Origin of the sequence: uncultured Campylobacter sp., assembly GCF_938041645.1 — a bacterium.
Taxonomy (GTDB): Bacteria; Campylobacterota; Campylobacteria; order Campylobacterales; family Campylobacteraceae; genus Campylobacter_B.
Genome location: NZ_CALIST010000025.1, coordinates 1 through 18363, shown reverse-complemented (window position 1 = coordinate 18363; position 18363 = coordinate 1). Strand labels below are relative to the sequence as shown.

17 protein-coding genes, 1 tRNA gene, 1 other RNA gene and 1 pseudogene are annotated in these 18363 nt (G+C 46.3%); 13 read left to right on the top strand and 7 right to left on the bottom strand.

What is annotated here, in order from left to right:
• The first annotated feature begins 225 nt into the window (after window positions 1–225).
• Genes napA through Q0600_RS04350 form a run of 6 tightly spaced genes read left to right on the top strand, consistent with a single transcriptional unit; the run spans window position 226 to window position 6642 of the window.
• Window positions 226–3009 (top strand): nitrate reductase catalytic subunit NapA, encoded by a 2784-nt coding sequence (napA, locus tag Q0600_RS04375; RefSeq protein ID WP_298757339.1) that lies wholly within the window; start codon window positions 226–228, stop codon window positions 3007–3009.
• A 3-nt stretch (window positions 3010–3012) separates the two neighbouring features.
• Window positions 3013–3771, top strand: coding sequence for a ferredoxin-type protein NapG (gene napG / locus Q0600_RS04370; protein ID WP_298757336.1), 759 nt, complete (start codon window positions 3013–3015; stop codon window positions 3769–3771).
• Entirely contained in the window at window positions 3768–4577 is an 810-nt protein-coding gene (gene napH, locus Q0600_RS04365; protein WP_298757334.1) for a quinol dehydrogenase ferredoxin subunit NapH, read from the top strand. Before napG ends, napH begins: the two co-directional genes overlap by 4 nt.
• Window positions 4574–5107 carry a nitrate reductase cytochrome c-type subunit gene (locus tag Q0600_RS04360; protein ID WP_297942089.1) on the top strand — a complete coding sequence of 178 codons (534 nt, stop codon included), beginning with the start codon at window positions 4574–4576 and terminating at the stop codon, window positions 5105–5107. The genes napH and Q0600_RS04360 overlap by 4 nt, the downstream gene beginning before the upstream one ends.
• 9 nt (window positions 5108–5116) lie before the next feature.
• Complete coding sequence (locus tag Q0600_RS04355) at window positions 5117–6310, top strand: hypothetical protein (RefSeq protein ID WP_298757331.1); 1194 nt, start codon at window positions 5117–5119, stop codon at window positions 6308–6310.
• Window positions 6307–6642, top strand: coding sequence for a chaperone NapD (locus Q0600_RS04350; RefSeq protein ID WP_298757326.1), 336 nt, complete (start codon window positions 6307–6309; stop codon window positions 6640–6642). The genes Q0600_RS04355 and Q0600_RS04350 overlap by 4 nt, the downstream gene beginning before the upstream one ends.
• Window positions 6643–7452: 810 nt before the next feature.
• On the opposite strand, the gene Q0600_RS04345 is transcribed toward Q0600_RS04350, so the two are convergent.
• The gene (locus tag Q0600_RS04345; protein ID WP_298757325.1) at window positions 7453–9030 is read right to left on the bottom strand and encodes an AI-2E family transporter; all 1578 of its coding nucleotides are present in this window, start codon (window positions 9028–9030) and stop codon (window positions 7453–7455) included.
• A gap of 194 nt (window positions 9031–9224) precedes the next feature.
• Here Q0600_RS04345 and Q0600_RS04340 point away from each other — a divergent pair, with 194 nt between their 5' ends.
• Window positions 9225–9362 carry a hypothetical protein gene (locus Q0600_RS04340; protein WP_298757322.1) on the top strand — a complete coding sequence of 46 codons (138 nt, stop codon included), beginning with the start codon at window positions 9225–9227 and terminating at the stop codon, window positions 9360–9362.
• Between the two features lie 871 nt (window positions 9363–10233).
• Here the strand turns inward: Q0600_RS04340 and Q0600_RS04335 are convergent.
• From Q0600_RS04335 to panB, 4 genes are all read right to left on the bottom strand, one after another.
• The gene (locus tag Q0600_RS04335; RefSeq protein WP_298757319.1) at window positions 10234–10455 is read right to left on the bottom strand and encodes a hypothetical protein; all 222 of its coding nucleotides are present in this window, start codon (window positions 10453–10455) and stop codon (window positions 10234–10236) included.
• A 209-nt stretch (window positions 10456–10664) separates the two neighbouring features.
• On the bottom strand, window positions 10665–11681 hold the full coding sequence (ruvB, locus tag Q0600_RS04330; RefSeq protein WP_297881127.1) for a Holliday junction branch migration DNA helicase RuvB: 1017 nt from the start codon (window positions 11679–11681) through the stop codon (window positions 10665–10667).
• 873 nt (window positions 11682–12554) lie between these two features.
• Window positions 12555–13232: a hypothetical protein gene (locus Q0600_RS04325; RefSeq protein ID WP_298757316.1), complete on the bottom strand. Its 678-nt coding sequence runs from the start codon at window positions 13230–13232 to the stop codon at window positions 12555–12557.
• A 419-nt stretch (window positions 13233–13651) separates the two neighbouring features.
• Window positions 13652–14449: a 3-methyl-2-oxobutanoate hydroxymethyltransferase gene (panB, locus tag Q0600_RS04320; RefSeq protein ID WP_298757313.1), complete on the bottom strand. Its 798-nt coding sequence runs from the start codon at window positions 14447–14449 to the stop codon at window positions 13652–13654.
• Between the two features lie 98 nt (window positions 14450–14547).
• On the opposite strand from panB, the gene ssrA reads away from it, so the two are divergent.
• From ssrA to Q0600_RS04290, 6 genes are all read left to right on the top strand, one after another.
• Window positions 14548–14908, top strand: a transfer-messenger RNA (tmRNA) gene (gene ssrA, locus Q0600_RS04315).
• Window positions 14909–15185: 277 nt separating this feature from the next.
• Window positions 15186–15587, top strand: coding sequence for a hypothetical protein (locus tag Q0600_RS04310; protein ID WP_298757310.1), 402 nt, complete (start codon window positions 15186–15188; stop codon window positions 15585–15587).
• A 31-nt stretch (window positions 15588–15618) separates the two neighbouring features.
• Window positions 15619–15945 carry a hypothetical protein gene (locus Q0600_RS04305; protein ID WP_298757307.1) on the top strand — a complete coding sequence of 109 codons (327 nt, stop codon included), beginning with the start codon at window positions 15619–15621 and terminating at the stop codon, window positions 15943–15945.
• 27 nt (window positions 15946–15972) lie between these two features.
• Window positions 15973–16317 (top strand): Imm40 family immunity protein, encoded by a 345-nt coding sequence (gene imm40 / locus Q0600_RS04300; protein ID WP_298757305.1) that lies wholly within the window; start codon window positions 15973–15975, stop codon window positions 16315–16317.
• Between the two features lie 96 nt (window positions 16318–16413).
• Complete coding sequence (locus Q0600_RS04295) at window positions 16414–16833, top strand: hypothetical protein (RefSeq protein ID WP_298757302.1); 420 nt, start codon at window positions 16414–16416, stop codon at window positions 16831–16833.
• Window positions 16811–17146, top strand: coding sequence for a DUF3969 family protein (locus Q0600_RS04290; RefSeq protein ID WP_298757299.1), 336 nt, complete (start codon window positions 16811–16813; stop codon window positions 17144–17146). Before Q0600_RS04295 ends, Q0600_RS04290 begins: the two co-directional genes overlap by 23 nt.
• A gap of 54 nt (window positions 17147–17200) precedes the next feature.
• Here the strand turns inward: Q0600_RS04290 and Q0600_RS04285 are convergent.
• Together Q0600_RS04285 and Q0600_RS04280 are read right to left on the bottom strand one after the other, a co-directional pair.
• Window positions 17201–17923, bottom strand: a pseudogene (locus Q0600_RS04285) (IS1595 family transposase).
• Between the two features lie 355 nt (window positions 17924–18278).
• A tRNA-Met gene (locus tag Q0600_RS04280) sits at window positions 18279–18353 on the bottom strand.
• Window positions 18354–18363 lie beyond the last annotated feature (10 nt).

Genomic DNA, 18363 nt, shown 5'->3' with positions numbered 1-18363 from the left:
GTATAATATATTAATTTAATTAAATGAAAATCTATATTAAAATTTATCAAAAACTCGCTATCCTGATAAAATTTGAGCCACTAAATTTAAAATTTATAAAATTATTATCTTATATCTGAAATCTATGTAGAAAAAACCTTGATTTTAATCTAGACTAAGCTGTTTTTTTATGCTATTATCCAACACGTTAATAGAAATTTAAATTCTAAACGAAAGGTTAATCTCATGGATAGACGAGACTTTATAAAAAGCTCTGCAGCAGCGGCTGCCTGTAGCGTTGCGGGCATCAGTTTACCTAGCAGTCTTAGTGCTGCGGACGAAGCTGAAAAAGGCTGGCGCTGGGACAAGGCGGCTTGTCGCTTCTGCGGCACCGGCTGTGGCATCATGGTAGCCACCAAAGACGGCAAGATCGTAGCGGTCAAAGGCGATCCGTTAGCGCCCGTAAATCGCGGTCTAAACTGCATCAAAGGCTATTTTAACGCAAAGATCATGTATGGCGCAGATCGCATTACCAAGCCTCTTTTACGCGTAAATTCCAAAGGTGAATTCGACAAAAAGGGAAAATTTATCGAGATCAGCTGGCAAAGAGCGTTCGACGAAATGGAGAAGCATTTTAGGCGAGCCTATAACGAAGGCGGTCCTGAGGGCTTTGCCGTACTTGGTAGCGGTCAATACACGATCCCGGAAGGTTACGCCGCAGCAAAACTAGTAAAGGCGGGCTTTCGCTCCAATAATCTCGATCCTAATGCTCGCCAGTGCATGGCCAGCGCCGTCGTAGGTTTTATGCAAACCTTCGGTATTGACGAGCCTGCGGGCGTTTTCGACGATATCGAGCTAACTGATACCATCATCGCTTGGGGTGCAAATATGGCTGAGATGCACCCGATTCTTTGGTCTCGCGTCTCCGACCACAAGCTTCGCAACCCGGACCGCGTAAAAGTTATAAATCTCTCGACCTACTCTAGCCGCACTTCAAATATCGCCGATATCGAAATTATATTCCGTCCGAATACCGATTTAGCGATATGGAACTACATAGCAAGGGAGATCGTCTACAACCACCCGGATATGATAGATGAGAAATTTATTAAAGAGCACTGTGTATTCGCTACAGGCCCTGTGGATATCGGCTACGGCTTGCGAGAAGATATAAATCATAAAAAATACCGCAAAACCGAGCTTGATACCGCGGCTAAGCAAAAATCCAAAATTTTAAGCAAATCCGAGGGCGTTACGTTAGCATATCTGGGTATGAAAGAGGGCGATGTACTCGAAAACAAACACTCTGACAAATCAGATGCCCACTGGCTCATAAGCTTCGAAGAATTTAAAAAAGCGCTGGAGCCTTACACGCTAGATTTCGTAGCGCCTTTAGCTAAGGGTGACGAAAGTGAGGATTTAGAGGCGTTTAAGACCAAGCTAAAGCAGCTGGCAGATTTTTATATAGAAAAAGATCGCAAAGTAGTAAGCTTTTGGACGATGGGCTTTAATCAGCACTCAAGAGGAACCTGGGTCAATGAGCAAAGCTATATGGTGCATTTCCTGCTCGGCAAGCAAGCCAAGCCGGGCTGCGGAGCATTTTCGCTTACCGGTCAGCCTAGCGCTTGCGGCACGGCTAGAGAGGTAGGCACGTTTTCTCACCGACTACCTGCCGATATGGTCGTGGCAAATCCCGCTCACAGAAAGGTTTCCGAAAAAATTTGGAAGCTTCCCGAGGGCACGATAAACCCAAAACCGGGTGCGCACTACGTGCAGGCTCTGCGCAATCTCGAAGATGGCAAGATAAAATGGATATGGGTACAGGTCAACAACCCGTGGCAGCAGATCGCCAACGCAAACCATTGGATCGCCGCGGCGCGCGAGATGGATAACTTCATCGTAGTAAGCGACCCGTATCCCGGACTAAGCGCGAAGGTAGCCGATTTGATCCTGCCTACGGCGATGATCTACGAAAAATGGGGCGCATACGGCAATGCCGAGCGTAGAACTCAGTGGTGGAGACAGCAGGTCCTTCCTGTGGGCGACGCTATGAGCGATACGTGGCAGATGTTAGAGTTTTCCAAGCGCTTCAAACTCAAGGATTTCTGGGGCGAGGTTAAAGTGAATGATAAGCTTACGCTTCCAAACGTATTGGATAAAATTTCAGAATTCGGCTATACGCCAGAGACTACACTATTTGAAGTGCTCTTTGCAAACAAAGACGCTCAGGCCTTCGCGGCAAAAGATCCGATTATGGCAAGCTTCGATAACTCCGAAGTAAACGGCGACTCTCGCGGCGTAATCGGCAGCGACGGCAAAGAATTTAAAGGATACGGCTTTTTCATCCAAAAATATCTCTGGGAAGAATACCGAAAATTCGGTACCGGTCACGGACACGATTTAGCGGATTTCGATACCTATCACCGAGTGCGCGGTCTTAGATGGCCGGTCGTAGACGGTAAAGAGACGCTTTGGCGCTTTAACGCTCAATACGATCCTTATGCTAAAAAAGCGGCTCCGGATAGCGACTTCGCTTTCTACGGTAACGCAAAGGCGGCGCTTCCTAGCGGCGATCTAAAATCCGCTACTTCTGGCGAAGAAAAAACAAGCCTTGCCAATAAAGCTAAAATTTTCTTCCGTCCATATATGGATCCTGTAGAAGTGCCAAGCGAGGAGTATCCTTTCTGGCTATGTACGGGTCGCGTGCTGGAGCACTGGCACACCGGCACTATGACTATGCGCGTGCCAGAGCTTTATCGCGCCGTACCGGAGGCAAGATGCTATATGAACGAAGCCGACGGCGCCAAAATCGGCGTACAACAAAACGAGATCGTCTGGATCGAGTCGCGCCGCGGCAAAGTCAAAGCGCGCGTGGACTTTCACGGACGTAACATTCCGCCGAAGGGACTTATTTTCGTGCCGTTTTTTGACGAGAAGGTTTATATCAACCGCGTCACGCTCGATCATACTTGTCCGCTTTCAAAAGAGACCGACTACAAAAAATGCGCGGTTAAAATTTACAAGGCGTAAATTATGGATAGGCGTGAGGTCTTAGGTATTCTTTCTTTAGCTGCGGGCATAGGCGTTCTGGGGCTCGGAGTCGCAAACTCTAGCGAGCACGCCAGACTCCGCCCGCCCGGAGCTATAAGCGAGAAAGAATTTCTTAGCAAATGCCTAAGGTGCGGGCTTTGTGTCGAGGCATGCCCGTTTGATACGCTTAAGCTTGCGAGCTTTTGCGATCACGCTATTGCAAACGGCACGCCGTTTTTTATCCCGCGCGAAATTCCGTGCTATATGTGCGACGACATACCTTGCGTCGCAGCCTGTCCTAGCGACGCGCTAGATAAAGGCTTAGTGAGCGAAAACTCTAAGCTTAACGTGCATCTATCCAAGATGGGCGTTGCGGTCATAGATACCGAGCATTGCATCGCTTATGCGGGCATCCAATGCGACGCGTGCGTGCGAAACTGCCCCGTAATGGATAAGGCACTCAGGATCGATTACCGCCACAACGACCGCACCGAAAAGCATGCCCTGCTCGTGCCCGTCGTAGATAGCAACTACTGCACGGGTTGCGGCAAATGCGAGCATGCCTGCGTCACGAAAAAGGCGGCTATCAGCGTCGTGGAGCGCGAGCGCGTCATAGGAATTTCCAGCGATAACTATGTCAAAGGCTGGATCAAGGGCGACGACGCGAAGTTAAAGGACGCAGACACCAAAATCAAGCTCGATCCGCAAAAGAGCAAGGACTACTTAAACGAGGATGATCTAATGGAGGGGGCTAGACAATGAAATACACTATTTTAAGGCGTTTAAGCCAAATTTCTATTCTAGTCCTTTTTATTTTAGGAAATAATTTCGCCTTCAAAGCCGCGAGCGAAAACGGAATTTTATCCGGAATTCTAAAAGGCAATCTAAGCTCGTCGAAACTTTTCGGCACGATTAATCTAAGCGATCCGTTTGCGACGGCGCAGATGCTGTTAGCTAGCTTTTCTTTAGGTGCTACGGCGGTTATCGGAGCGCTTATCGTAGGAGCATTTTATGCGCTTATAGCGCCGCGAGTATATTGCTCATGGGTTTGCCCGATAAATTTACTAACCGATCTTGCCGCGTGGCTTCGTAAAAGACTTGGCATAACGACTAGACTCGTTAGCGTAAATCGCAAGGCTCGCTACGTCCTAGCGGTGTTAGCGCTTGTTTGCAGCGGAGCTTTCGGCTTTGCGGTGTTTGAGAGCGTAAGCTTTATCTCGCTTTTCGCGCGCGCCGTCATATCGCTGAGTGCTAGTGCGTTTGCAATCGCGCTGCTGATTGTAGTTTTTGAAATTTTCGCAGGCGATCGCACGATCTGTTCGCGGCTATGCCCGCTCGGCGGATTTTGGGCGGCGCTTAGCTATTTTAGTATCATTCGCATTCGCCACGAGGTTGATAAATGCACGATGTGCGGCAAATGCAAAATGGTCTGCCCCGAAGTGCAGGTGCTTAAGATGGTCGGGCACGAAAACGGGCGCGTTAGCAGCGAGTGTATCAGCTGCGGGCGCTGCATCGACGTATGCGACGACAATGCGTTAAATTTTAGTATATTAGGAGTGAAAAAATGAAAAAAATGGTTTTAGGCTTGGCTCTTGCATGCTGTGCGGCGCTATTTGCCGCGGACAAGACGGCATCTATAGATGCCGACAGCTTGGGCTTTATAAAAAGCGTAGACGAATCGGCGCAAAATAAAAATTCCCTGCCCGATTTCAAATATAGCGAGGATGCTCCGGGCGCCGCTTCAAAGATCGAGCGCAGCTTCGAAAACGCTCCGCCGCTCATACCGCACAGCCTAGAGGGGCTCGTGCCGATCACAAAGGATAACAATATGTGCGTAACCTGCCATATGCCCGATGTCGCTAAGGATGTAGGTTCTACGCCGATTCCAAAAAGCCACTTGGTGGACTTTCGCACAGGCGCGGATCTAAACGGCACGCTAGCCGAGCAGCGATTCAATTGCACTCAATGCCACGTACCGCAAGCCCAAACCAATCCGCTAGTGAAAAATAATTTTAAGGCTGATTTTAGCAGGTTTAGCGACGCAAATTCCACTTCTAATCTCATAGATACGCTAAATCAAGGCGCCGAGGTTGAGTAGGAGCGCGCGATGAAATTTTTACCACCGCTGCTACTTTGCGCCTGCTTCATCTATGCCAGCAACGGCGTTGCAATACCTAGTGGCGCTGTGGGCATAGATGCGCCTGCAAAGATCAAACACGCTAGCTTCATACTAGAGCTTGACGCAAATGTCGCGGTACTAAAAAATCTAGACGGCGAAATTTACGCAGGGCTTGACAACGGCAAGCTCTATAAAATCACCATTAACTCCGCGGAGAATTCCACGCGAAATTCCACCGCCGGGCAAAATTTCGCAGATCAAAATTCCGTCGCAAGCACAAATTCCGATGCGGCGCAGAATTTCAATGCTAAAGCAAGCGTAAATTCCACGGGAAATTCCATCGCAAATTCCGCTGCCGTAAATTCTTTAGAAAATTCCGCGAAGCAGAATTCTACGGCATTAAATTCCGCCTCGAATTCCGCCTCGGGCGCAATATCCAAAACGCTAATTTTCGCCCTACCCTCGTCCAAAAATTACCTAGACGAGCCGATGGGCGCTACCATATTCGACGTCGATAAACTAGGCGAGCGATACGCATTTTTGTATAACGGCGACGCGTTTGAAAAGATGCTGGGTATATTTGCGGGCGGCAAGATCACGCACTACAAGTTGCCGATGACGGGGATTAAAAACGTCTATTTCTACGACGAAAATACCGTGATTTTGCTAGGTCTTGGTAGCGAAATTTTATACTTCGACCTACCTAGCGGCAAGGTAAGCTTCGAGCAAAAGCTCACCATCGCGTCTTTAGGCGGCAGCGCCTACGACCGCGCTAGCGGGACGCTACTAATCTCGTGCGAAGGCGGTATCGTGTTTTATTTCGACGCGAAAGCAAAAAAGCTTATGAGCCAAAAGTCCCTGCACAAGGACGGGATCTACTCCGTGGCGCTGCTTGGCGATCGCATTATGAGCGGCTCGAACGACAAAGAAAGATCGTGCTACTACGAAAACGGCGATTTCGCTAAATTTTATAACGCCCGTTTCGCAGTTTTTGCCGTGGCGCTAAGCCCCGAGCTGGGTGCTTTTACCGTTGGTAACGGCGTGCGCGTAATCGATAAAGCAGGCGAGATCGTCCGCAGCATCGAGCTGGACAACGACATCATCAACTATCTGCTTTTCGAAGGAGATTATCTCGTGGGCTCGGGGTACAATAGATATATCTACTTTTGGGAACTAAAATGAATATTTCAAGCGTCGTAATCTATCTAGGCGCAGATACCGATATAGCGGCGTTTCGCAAGGAGCTGCAAAGTATCGGCGGCTGCGAGTTCGTCGCGTGCGAGGACGGCAAGGCGGTAGCCACGATTAGCGCGGAGAGCTTCGAGGACGAGATTGCCGCATTTCGCGCGATAGAGGCTATAAAAGGCGTAAGCGAGGCGATGATGATCTACTCATACTCCGATCTTGACGCAGACATCGCCGCGGCAAACTCCGACAACGGCGAGCAGATAATGCGCGAGCTGGACGAAAAAGACCCGAGCCAGATCAAATACGGCGGCAAAGTGCGAGTCTAAATCGCCGCCACCGCTCTATTGGTGCTTTTTGTCTAAATTTTATATTTTCGACGATCTCTGCGTCACTCGGTAAAATTTTTTGTATAAATTTTATCTGCGCCCACGGAATTTGAAATTTTTTCCAACTCATCTTTACCGCTTCTAGCCTGTTTTTGTATCTCTAGCCCGACGCCGCTTTTGCGCTCCTAGCCGATTTTTACGCCTTTGATCTGCTGCCTTGCGTTTAGCCGTAAATTTAAATCTACAATTAGACTCTATGACGATACAGAATTTTAAAAACGACGGACGAATTAAATTTATGAAATTTCTGCGCAGCGCTATGCTTTACGTCGCATAAAAAACATGCCGCACCAAATCAGACGCCGCATAAAAGGCGGTGCCGTAGCGACTGCCGTCTGGCGCCACAGCCTATAGCCGCTGCGACGCCCGTCTGCTTGGGATGGCACTATAAAAATACGGCGACCGGGGTGCCGACCGCCAGCAGAAACTACTTCTGCGCGCAGCTTGAGATGTGCCGCAGTAAAACATCGAGCGAGCTCAGCCGCCGTCAAACACGCTAAATTTAGCGCGCGCATTTACTCCCTAGTATCGCGGCCATTCATTCGGCACACAGGCTTGCGGCGCGCAGAGGGTTTTTAAATTTCAAAACAAGAGCATAAGTTTTAAAATTCCTAGGCGTAGAAATTCCGCGCCGAAGCTAAATTTTAAAAATTTATGGCGCGAACGGACAAAAAGCCGCAAGGACGTGCTGGGCATTGCGTTTTACGGGCAGCATTTTCATAAATTTAAAAGCGCCCAGCGACGCAAGCCCTACTCGAATTCTATCTTTTTTAGATAATCGTATAAATTTAGCACAGCGATAAATAGCGTTAAAATCGCGGGTCCCAAGATCACGCCCCAGAACCCAAACGTGCTGATGCCCGAAAGCATCGAGAAGAAGATCAGCATCTCGTTGATGTTTGCGGGGTTTTCGACTAGGCGCGAGTTGATAAATTTTATCACGAGCGGCTTAACGAAGCTGTCCGCGAGCGTCGAGATCAGTATCACGCAATACGCCATTATCACGATCGCGCCCGAGGTACTGCCCCCCGCTAGCACGTATAGCGCGGTGGGCACGTAGATGAGCGCGCCGCCGACTGCGGGGATGAGCGAGCAGAAGGCAAAAAGCACCCCCATCAGCAGCGCGTCAAAGCCGAAGATCCCTGCGATGATCGAAAACAAAAAGCCCTGCAATACGGCGTTGAAGATGGTCGAGTAAAACACGACGCTCATCGTATTTGCCGTCTCGGAAAAGATATAATCGATCTGCGAGGGCTCGACGGGTAGAATTTTTTTAAAAAAGCGCTTGAAGCTCTCGCCGTAGAGGTAAGCAAAAAAGCAAAACACGATGATGAACACCATATCGACGATAAATTTCGCGCTGGATTTCCCGACGACCGAGAGGTAGGAGATGATCTGCTTCGCCACGCCCGCGACGTCTAGGTTTGCCAAAAACGAGCGAAACTGCGTATCAAATTTTTCAAAAGGCCCGGGCAGCCTGATGTCTAGGCTCTGAACGTAGCTAAGTGCGTCGTTTAGGCGCGCCATATCGAAGCTTGCGGCGTTTTTTGCGATCTCGATCACGGCGTAGATGAAGGGTACGAAAAAAAGCGTGCAGAGCAAAAACAGGCTAAGCACCGAGGCTAGCGTGCGCCTGCCGCGGCACAGCTTCGTTACTTTAGCGTGCAGACCCGAGGTCGCCACCGCCATCAGCACGCCGATTGCGATCACCATCAAAAACGGCGAGAACAGATAGATCACACAGCAAAACATCAGCAAGGTTGCGCCGATAAAAAATATCTTGTTCGTTTTCGCGCGCCCGCTAGCCTTGGCAAGACCTGCTTTCATACCCGCGGCGGCCCCCGAAGCGGCAGCGTCGCCTAACGCGGAAGCATTAGCCGAGAAGGTTTCGTTAGCTTCAGCGGCGTTGTTAAGCGCGGAAGCACCAGCAGATGAGACTTTGTCGGTTGCGGTCCGGTTTTTGCTTTTATTTTCGGCGGCAGTTTTAGTCCTGCCTTCCGCGGCGTCTAGCGCAACTGCGCCTGCTTTATCAGCGTCGGTATTTGCTTTAGCGGCTTTAACCCCGCTTTCAACACCGACATTGGCTCCGCTTCCGCTTTGATTTTCGACGCTGATTTTAGCTCTTTTTTCAGTAGCGGCTTTGGTCTTGTTTTTGACAGTCGCTTTGGCTTCGGCGGCGGCTTCGATTTTAATCTCGGCGTTATTTGCGGTCTGATTTTCTATGAAATTTTGAGCCTCGCTTTTAGCGTTACTTTCGGCGTTATTTTGGGCTATCTTTTCAGCCAGATTTTCGTTGCGGCTTGCGGCGTTATCTTTTGGCGTCGGCAAATTTTATCCTTTTGAAATTTGATGACGTATTTTATAAATTTTTTTATCAGATTTCGATTAAATTTTAAAATTTCACAAAATTTACGAGCGGCGTTCTCACGCGTTTTCACATACAGCGCGCTATACGACATGTACACGAATCGTGCCTAATTTATGAAAATAGCGCATAGCTCGAACATACGTCAAAACCAGATGTGTGCTACTATGCCGCATTTGAACCTTGCGCGCACCGCGGCAAGACCCCGTCTTGCGCCGAGCTTTTGGCGGAGCTCGGGCTATCGCGCGTGGTAATCGGCGCGCGCGATACGAACGCGCAGGCTGCGTGCGGCTAAATTTGATGAAATTAGCGCTTTGGTGGGCAGTGCTGATATGCTGGCGCTAGACGCGCGCGTTGCGCCGCAAAATCTAAAGCTGCGCGCGCCCGATGTGTGGATCCGCTCGCGCCGCAACTCTTATAATAAGCCCAATAGCAACTTCAAGCGGAAAAGAAAGATGTATAGCGAATGCGTCTGCTAGAAGCGAAGTAAAATCGGTACGATAAACGAGAGTAAAGTAAAAATTAAGCGGGCAACAGGCTATTTTTTAGAAAATCAATGTACCTTAATAATCGCAAACAACAATCCACGTAGGATAAAAGAATACGAATTTATAAAATAATGAGCACAACGGATGCGCGAATAGACTAAATTTTAACTTTCAATGTAGAGTGAGAATAATAGCCACCCCTATAGGCGTATGAAAGCAGAGCTTCGCTCCAGCTTGCGCTGCAGCCGCATTGGCGAGACCATGCGAAAGCGCATCCCTTAATAAATACCCAATCCGTTACTCATTTTTTGCTCCTTCTTCTGGATTGTTTTTAATCAAATTTCTATCTGAAAAATTTATAAAAAATATCAATAAAAGTAGAAAAACTGCCCCTTTTAAAAAGAATTTAAACTGTGCGGTCATCAAATATGGTCTTAACAATATATGATCGAAATTATATTCCTTATATATTTTTCCATCTTTATCTTCAAGCTGTAAAATTTCATTATTACCTAATATATCTGGGCTTGGCTCGCCGTAAATTTTGATTTTTTGCCCTTTTAGCTTTTCGTAAATATCGCTATCGCTTTTGCTTATTTCATAAACCTTTTTCTTGCCGTTTTCTAGTTCTATATGTATTCGTCCGCCGCTTCCGCGAAAATTATAATAAACGTTTCTTCAAATTCCGGTATCTATCTCAAGCTCATTCAATTGTTTGGGCGCCGTATCCGTTCTATAAATAGTAAGAAGCATCCCGCATAGGACAAAAAGCAAACCATAGCAGCCTATGCTAGCCACCTGTGCCTGCGGATGCGAAACTCCCCTGACAAAAACGCGTCTGTAAAATACATCGTAAAAATAATAGAAGAGCCTTTTTATATATTTTGTTATGAATTTCATAAAATTCCCTTTCATATTCTTTTGGATGTTTTTTATTTAGCGATAATAAATTTGCTCTAAATTTACAAAATCTCCCGCTTTAAATTTTAAATCTGAAGAAGCTTTAAAACCAAGCAAAATTCAAAGACCAAATATAAAAAATCGCCACGGCAGGGTTTCCACCTGCGTAGCTATGGCTCAGCGCCGTGAAGTATAAAATTTCATCCGCCTTACTCCTCAAACAGATTTCTCTCCGCAGTCTTTAGCACGCGACCGAACGCCTCGCGCGCCTTATCGGTTGCGATGCGGCCTTTGGCGGTCTTTTCGATGTAGCCGTTGGCGAGCAGATAGGGCTCGATGACGTCCTCGATCGTGCCCTCATCCTCGCTAAGCGCCGCCGCGATCGTGCTAAGCCCCAAGGCGCGGCGCTTGGCGTCAAATAAAATTTCCAAATATTTTATATCCATCTCGTCAAAGCCCTGCTCGTCCACGCCCAGCGCCTCGAGCCCTTCGCGCGCGCGATCGTGCGAGATAGCGCCCTCGTCGCGCACCTCGGCAAAATCGCGTATGCGTCGCAGTAGCCGTAGCGCGATACGCGGAGTACCGCGGGAGCGGCGCGCGATCTCGGCGCTAGCGTCGGCTGCACTCTCTTTTCCGAGTTTAACAGAAGCGATCTGCACTATCCGCGCAAGCTCGGCATGCGTGTAAAACTGCAAGCGAAACTGCATGCCGAAGCGATCCCGCAGCGGCGCCGAGATCATGCCTGCACGCGTCGTGGCGCCGATGAGCGTAAAGTGCGGAATGTCGATCTTGATAGTCTGCGCGGCAGGACCCGAGCCGATGATGATGTCGAGGCGGAAGTCCTCCATCGCCGAATACAGCACCTCCTCGATCGCGGGGCTTAGGCGGTGGATCTCGTCGATGAAAAGCACGTCGCCGCTTTGCAGGTTCGTTAAAATCGCCGCCAGATCGCCCGCCTTTTCGATCATCGGCGCGGCGGTGACCTTGATAGCGGCGCCCATCTGAGCGGCGATGATGTGCGCTAGCGTAGTTTTGCCAAGCCCCGGCGGCCCGTAAAAAAGCACGTGATCAAGCACGTCGGCGCGCTTTTTCGCCGCGGCGATCGCGATGGCGAGGTTTGATTTGATCTTCTCCTGCCCCACGTAATCCTCGAAGCTCGACGGGCGCAGCGAGCTCTCCACGCTCTCATCGAGCTGCATCTTTTCGATCTCTACAATTCTGTCCATAATCTCTCTTTAATCGTTTTTAAAATTTTAGCAAGTGTAGCGAAAAATGGCTAAATTTTGACAATTTTTAAGGGACGGATCTTTGCGGGCGGAATAAAATTTGCCGCGCGGAATTTTACGGTACGCGCTTAGCGCTGGGGCTAAAAAGCAGAGCACCCGTCGTGAAAGACTGCGAAATTTTGCGCGACGTTTAAAACTACGCTCATGCCGCTGCGCCCGCTATGCCTTGGTGCGGAATTTTATTGTGACGGCTCCTAAACAGCGCGCGGGTCGCTAACTGCGCTAAATTTTACGGCGCGGAATTTAGCCATTTGAAAAATACGCACGCAGTTTTGCGACGTGAAATTTGGCGCTGGAATTTTACGATATTAAATTCGGCGCCTGGAATTTTGCAGCGAAATTTTGCCTCGTAAAATTTTAATGCGGATCTTATTTTTGCGGCAGTGAGGGTTAAAATCTGCACTTCAAGCTTAGCGGTACGCAGCCGGCTAGAATTCTATCTAACGAAGTCGGTTAAAATTTCGCAATGAATTCTACGTAAAATCCTATGCAAAATTTTGCCTTACGCGCTTGCGCAGCTAAGTAAAATTTCGCGCAGGATTTGTATCTCGCAGTCGCGCAGAACTCGGAGCAGAAAGCCTTGGGCTTAAAATTTTACGCTGAGCTTAGCGATAGCTTACGCGACGATTAGCGGCGGACGTGCAGTTAAGTTCGCTCCCGTGGCAAAATTTAACGACAAACCGCGCGATTAAATTTTGTTTGCGCGATGGAATTTAGCGCCGAACGACGGTTAAATTTAGCCACGCAGCCTCGCGACGCCTTATCGATCGCGCCCAAATTAAGACGCTAAATTTTTCCTGCGCGAGCCCAGTTCTACAAATCGTGCTCTTCGATCAAAACGCTCTTATTATCGTCGTCGCCATCGCAGAACGCTCTATATGAGCCGGATGTTGTGATTTCGAATAAAAATACTACGCCGTCGCTTTCAAATTTTTTCGAGCAGCCCTTGGCGTGCAGCTTGGCAAGCTTCGGGCTATCAGGGGCATAAAACTGATAGCTATCGGTGAAGTGCTCCACGTATCGGTAGGTGATCTCCGCCCAAGGCACCCCGCTATCGCCGCTTCTATTTAGCACGATGGTTCTAGTGTTTATCGCCGCGAGCTTTGATTTTAGCTCTGCAAACGTCTTTTTGTCCCAGCCGATGAGCTTTAGCCCATCGCCGATACTCGGCGCATTATCTCTAAAAATGGAATTTGAATAAAATTTCGTCTCGTTGCCGTCCAAATCGATCCAAATATACTCATCGCCGTAGGTGCTCTGGATCGTAACGCGCAAATTTTTAGGGAAGTTGCGACCTGCAAAAGCTAACAGGTCTAGGAATTTCTCGTGATTTTGCTCGTAGTTTTGCATCGGCGGGGCTTTATCCAGCTCCATATCATCTTTATCAAAGAAAGAATTAAACGCAAAAAATACCGCCAAAATCGGCAGCACCTTTACGCAAAAGAGCAAGCCCAGAGCCACGGCTATGAAGGTTTTTAAAGCTTTAGCCAAATTTTCTCCTTAAATTTTATAAGCCGTTTAGGCCTGACGGCTGGTTTATGTTTGAGCTCTACGGCTACGTGCGTAAAATTTAGCGCTCGTAGCGTATTTTAGAGCTGCGGGCGCGCGAGCATTCATGAAAAGCGCTCGCGCATTGCGCTCAGCGACAGAAATAGCGCCCGCATGCAGAAGCGCGCAAACTCTCGCACGGCGCCCCGTATAAAATATACCGCGCAGAGTATCCGCCCAAAGTGCCCGCGATCTCTCGCACTAGCTAAAGCGCTCGCAATCGCTCTCGCCGAATAAATTTCAAGCGGCGCGAGCTGTTTACATAGCCTGCGGCACGCGAAAATGAAGCGTTAATTTAAGACAAGCGGAGCTTTATGGCTAGAATTTCGGCGCGTAAATTTTAAAATTTAGCCCAAATCCCACTACTGCTTGTATTCAAACTCCTCGCTCGGAAAGCTCTCCTCCTTGACTTCGCGCGCGTATTCGCGCACCGCACCTTTTACCAGCTCGGCGCCGTCTAAATAGCGCTTAACGAATTTCGGCCGAAACTCCGTGAAAAATCCACACATATCGCTCCACACAAGCACCTGTCCATCCACGCCCGCACCCGCGCCGATGCCGATGACGGGCACGTCGGTGCCGAGTGCCACTTGATTTGCAACCGAGCAGATCGTCCCCTCGACAAGCAGCAGCACCGCACCCGCCTCGACAAGCACTCTAGCGTCGTTTAAGACCTCGCGCGCGCCCTCCTCTCCGCGTCCGCTCACCTTGTAGCCGCCCGTAAAGCGCGAAAACTGCGGCTTAAGCCCGATGTGGCTCATCACGGCGATACCGTTTCGATTAAGCAGCGCCACGGTATCTGCCATATGCGCGCCGCCTTCGATCTTAACGGCGTCACAGCCGGTGCTCTCATAGACTTTGGCGCAGTTTTGTAGCGCGAGCTCTCGCGTCGCGCACGAGCAAAACGGCATATCCACGACCATATACGCTCGCTTGAGCCCCCGTCTTACGGCGCGCGCGTGATAGATCATCTGCTCCACGCTTGCGCCCAAGGTCTCGGAGTGCCCGCCGAAGCTCATATTTAGGCTGTCGCCTACGAGCACCATATCTACTTCGTCGTCGAAAATTTTAGCAAAAAGCGCGTCGTAGGCGGTGATCATCACGATTTTCTCGCCGGATTTTTTCATCTCGTATAATTTAGAAAGCGTGATTTTTGACATTTTGGCTCCTTGATTTGGTTAAAATTTGAACGCAATTCTAGCATAAGCCGAATTTGACATTTATAAAATTTTAAAGTAAAATGCGCGCGCATTCTTTCGGGGGTGACTTGGCTTCGACGGGAACGGATGGGTCAAGGCGGCATGTCGCTTTGGATACAGCGTATAAAATCCAAACTAAATTTAAACGCAAACAACGTTAAATTTGCTCCTGCTTACGCTAAAGCTGCGTAAGTCCAGTCGAGCCCTGCTCTGCGCCGATACTATCTAAGCGCGGCGGCGGGTAATCTGTGATAGCGTAGCTCTGTGGCGTGACGAGCCGTAGGGTGAATCCTAGTCTTTGCGCCGGCGGATCGTTTTGGAAAGTGAGCGAGCCTGCGCGAGAACTTCACTTTTGCTAAACATGTAGAGGCTTTGGTCGTTTGTTTTCGGACTGCGGTTCAATCCCGCACACCTCCACCAATTATCTATTTTTAAATTTTAATCACTTCTTTTTAGTTGCATTTAGTTCCGGCGCATAGGCGCCTATCTTAAATTTTAGTCGTTCCAGCCTCTTTCATTTTTATTTTAGATATAATCTTTTCCGAAATATTAGGAGTCTTATTAGGGGCTTTTTTCGCATTAGGGATTTCCCATATGAACAAAGCGTATATTTTGCCCAAATTCGGTGGTAGAGACGCCAAGAGCATCAAGAAGTACAAGACGCAATACGCAACATTATAGAAGAGAGGAAAAAGAAATGAATAAATTTGTTGTGCTATCATTGGCATATGTTGCTTTACTAGCGGGGTGTACCCTTAATAATCGCTTTTTTGCTTGGGGTACAAAATCTGAAAGTTCTTGCGGTTTTATTTTTCATGACTATATACCTCATGATAAACTTTACGTACCGAGGAGCCTTGAGGATTTTTTAGATATATATTCAAGAGCTAAAAGCCAAAAAAGCGGTGAATATGAATATAAGCTAGTAGAGACTTTATCTCAGTATTATAATAAAACATCAACTACGGTTCCGATAGAATCTTGTGACGATAAATGGTGTAAAATTTACTATCCTTGCGGCGATACGGAGTATTATGTCAAGAAGGATGAGATAGAGCAACTTTGGCCTAACGGTCAAAAGACTTGGGGATCTAAATAAAAGATAGAGCGCATTTTAAGTAGGAGGAGGGATGAGAAATTTTGTTATATCTTTTGTCGCATTATGCCTATATGGGTGCAGTCCTACGATTTTAGGGCATAAAATCACTTTTGCAAAACACAAAGACGATGCCTTTTACGGCGAATGCGGCGAAAAAATAGATCAAAAAATTATATATAAATTTAAAGATGGCGTTATTCGTAAAATTTTCTATGAAGATAAAGAGGAATTTGCTTATTATGATGAGATAGTCATCCCTATCCAATCCTGCGAAGGCGAATGGTGTAAAATTTATTATCCCTGCGATGAAACGGAGTATTTCGTAAAGAAAGACGAAATAGAAAAATGGCAATGGTAATAATCTTATACTTAAAAGGAGCGAATTATGTTGTTTACAGATGAGGATTTTGTAAATATAGTGCCGCAGGATCTTTTAGAGCGAGGCATTCGCCTAAGAGAGAAGCTCGGTTTTTATGAAATCGCTTGGAAATTTGACGATGTAATGGAGGTGCTAAAAATCACAAGAGATAAAGGTATGATTATCCTAGGAGGAGACGTATATCGCCTAAGCGGCGATGAGCCCATCATCACATACGACGGCTGGAGTACCAACAGGGGAGTTAATAATGCATTCGAATTGGCAATCGAATATATCACTAAGTATCGCGCTAGAAATGGAGATGATTTTATATATTATCCGGCCATTGGCCCCGGGCAGGTGTCCAAATGAAAATTTTAATTGGATTGCGCAAATAAAATATCGGCAACCAATTAAATTTTAAAAGGAAAAACAATATGAAATTTAGAATTTTAGAACCGAGGCTTTATGAAAAGACAAGGATATGGCTATAGAGGCTTGAGGGCGAATGTGGCATTGATGGCTAAAATAGATATTTTATTAAATTTGATAAATTTCACCAAAGATATAAGCGCGATAAAAAGCGACTTAGCAAAGATAGGCTTTGATAGCGAATCGGAGCTTGTAACGATAACTCAAAATACCATCGCAAACATCTTAAATAGAGTCGTTGATAAAGAAATTTCATATGAGCTCCTTGAGGAATGGGCAAATTTAATCGAGTGTCGCGAGGATATAGGATATGAGGATGAAATTTTGCAGGAAATCATATTTGAGCTGGCAAACCCTTGCCTTTATGGAAAGATAGACGAGAGGAAGATTTGTATGATTTTAGATAAAATTAAATACGAGCGGAGCGAGACGAATGATATTAGAAAAAAATATTGACATGGTAAGCGAGAGGGCTATTTTGCTAATGGCGCTAGGCTTATTACAAGCATTGGAATACAAAGCGATTACTATAGATGAAAGCCAAAGAATTTTGTTTTCGCCCTATATTTCAACGCATTTGGAAAAAAATAAGGTTAATGAATACATTATAGACATAATAATCGAGTGCTGCGAATTAGAGGATATTTTTGAACTAATTCCTACAAAATATATGGAAACTTTGCAAATATTGCAGAATAGAATAATAGAAATTTTAAAGCAATACGATGAAGAATCTAGAAAAAGATGGGTAATTGTAGATGAGGAATAGCTTCCATGACTTCCGTCTTTGCGAGCGACCGGACGGGCAGCTAAATAAAATGGCTCAATTAAACTTAATTAGATTCTCTCTTATCAATTTCAACAGTTTCTGATATAGGTTTTCCTGTATAGTTTTAGTATTATATCTAAATTCACATTCTTTAAGATGAAGCAAGAAATTCTCTTTCTTAATGCCTTTAAATTTAGCTAGTCTATGTTTAGCATAGCCCCAGAAATTCTCAATACCATTTATATGGTTTTTACCATTAGCAAATTCATTCTTTGAATGTTTTACTCTGTAGTGAGCTTTAGCTGCGTAATCTACTAATCCATCATAAGCTTTCTAGCAATCAGAATAGATAGTAGAGCTATCAAGCTCGCTATATTGCGATAATATGGGTATTAGCTCACTAGCAGAGTAGTTTTTAACTATCTGAGTATAAACTTTGCCGTCTCTTTTAAGCATACTGAACACTGGCGTTTTATTTGCTGCGCCTCTACCTCTTTTACCCCTTACTCTTTTAGATCCGAAGTAGCTTTCATCAATCTCAAAGCGAAGCTTCTAGGCGAGCTTGCGAGCTGGAAATCTCACCGCTAAATTTGCTTATCTTTTCACACTCTTTAGACATAAGAGCTCTTATTTTCTAAAGATTTTACATAGGGTTACTTCTGAAATTTTAGTTAAATTTGATATCTTTGATGCTTCTATGTCTTCTGCAAAATACTTTAAAATTTCTCTAAATTTCTTCCGCGAAATTCGGGAACGATAGATATACTTGTTTTTCATAGCTCTCATCGTAACTTACTGCTCCTTTGTGTGAGCTTAAGTTAAAGAGAGCCATAAAATTCTAAATGTTACGATAAGAAAATCCGTGCAAATTTAAGTCTTTCGCAATTCCTATTTAATATTATTGATAAGATTGGTGGTATGATAAATCACAAATTTTAGACGAGTCGGCAAATTTTACAATTTAAAGAGTTTTATATATCTTTCTCGATAATTATTAATTTTAAGCCATTAGCTTGAAATAAATTAGTAGATAAAATACCCCGATTTAGATTATAGAAGATTTTATTGTTTCACAATGAAGTCAAGAGTAAAATTTTGAAACCACGATGCTGTGATATAAATTTAAAGATATTGGTTGCAGAGGGTGGATTTGAACCAACGACCTTCGGGTTATGAGCCCGACGAGCTACCACTGCTCTACTCTGCGATACAAGAAG

Coding starts and splice junctions, on each gene's coding strand:
- napA (WP_298757339.1), top strand. CDS start 226: ATGGATAGACGAGACTTTATAAAAAGCTCTGCAGCAGCGGCTGCCTGT.
- napG (WP_298757336.1), top strand. CDS start 3,013: ATGGATAGGCGTGAGGTCTTAGGTATTCTTTCTTTAGCTGCGGGCATA.
- napH (WP_298757334.1), top strand. CDS start 3,768: ATGAAATACACTATTTTAAGGCGTTTAAGCCAAATTTCTATTCTAGTC.
- Q0600_RS04360 (WP_297942089.1), top strand. CDS start 4,574: ATGAAAAAAATGGTTTTAGGCTTGGCTCTTGCATGCTGTGCGGCGCTA.
- Q0600_RS04355 (WP_298757331.1), top strand. CDS start 5,117: ATGAAATTTTTACCACCGCTGCTACTTTGCGCCTGCTTCATCTATGCC.
- Q0600_RS04350 (WP_298757326.1), top strand. CDS start 6,307: ATGAATATTTCAAGCGTCGTAATCTATCTAGGCGCAGATACCGATATA.
- Q0600_RS04335 (WP_298757319.1), bottom strand. CDS start 10,455: ATGAAATTCATAACAAAATATATAAAAAGGCTCTTCTATTATTTTTAC.
- ruvB (WP_297881127.1), bottom strand. CDS start 11,681: ATGGACAGAATTGTAGAGATCGAAAAGATGCAGCTCGATGAGAGCGTG.
- panB (WP_298757313.1), bottom strand. CDS start 14,449: ATGTCAAAAATCACGCTTTCTAAATTATACGAGATGAAAAAATCCGGC.
- Q0600_RS04310 (WP_298757310.1), top strand. CDS start 15,186: ATGAATAAATTTGTTGTGCTATCATTGGCATATGTTGCTTTACTAGCG.
- Q0600_RS04305 (WP_298757307.1), top strand. CDS start 15,619: ATGAGAAATTTTGTTATATCTTTTGTCGCATTATGCCTATATGGGTGC.
- imm40 (WP_298757305.1), top strand. CDS start 15,973: ATGTTGTTTACAGATGAGGATTTTGTAAATATAGTGCCGCAGGATCTT.
- Q0600_RS04295 (WP_298757302.1), top strand. CDS start 16,414: ATGAAAAGACAAGGATATGGCTATAGAGGCTTGAGGGCGAATGTGGCA.
- Q0600_RS04290 (WP_298757299.1), top strand. CDS start 16,811: ATGATATTAGAAAAAAATATTGACATGGTAAGCGAGAGGGCTATTTTG.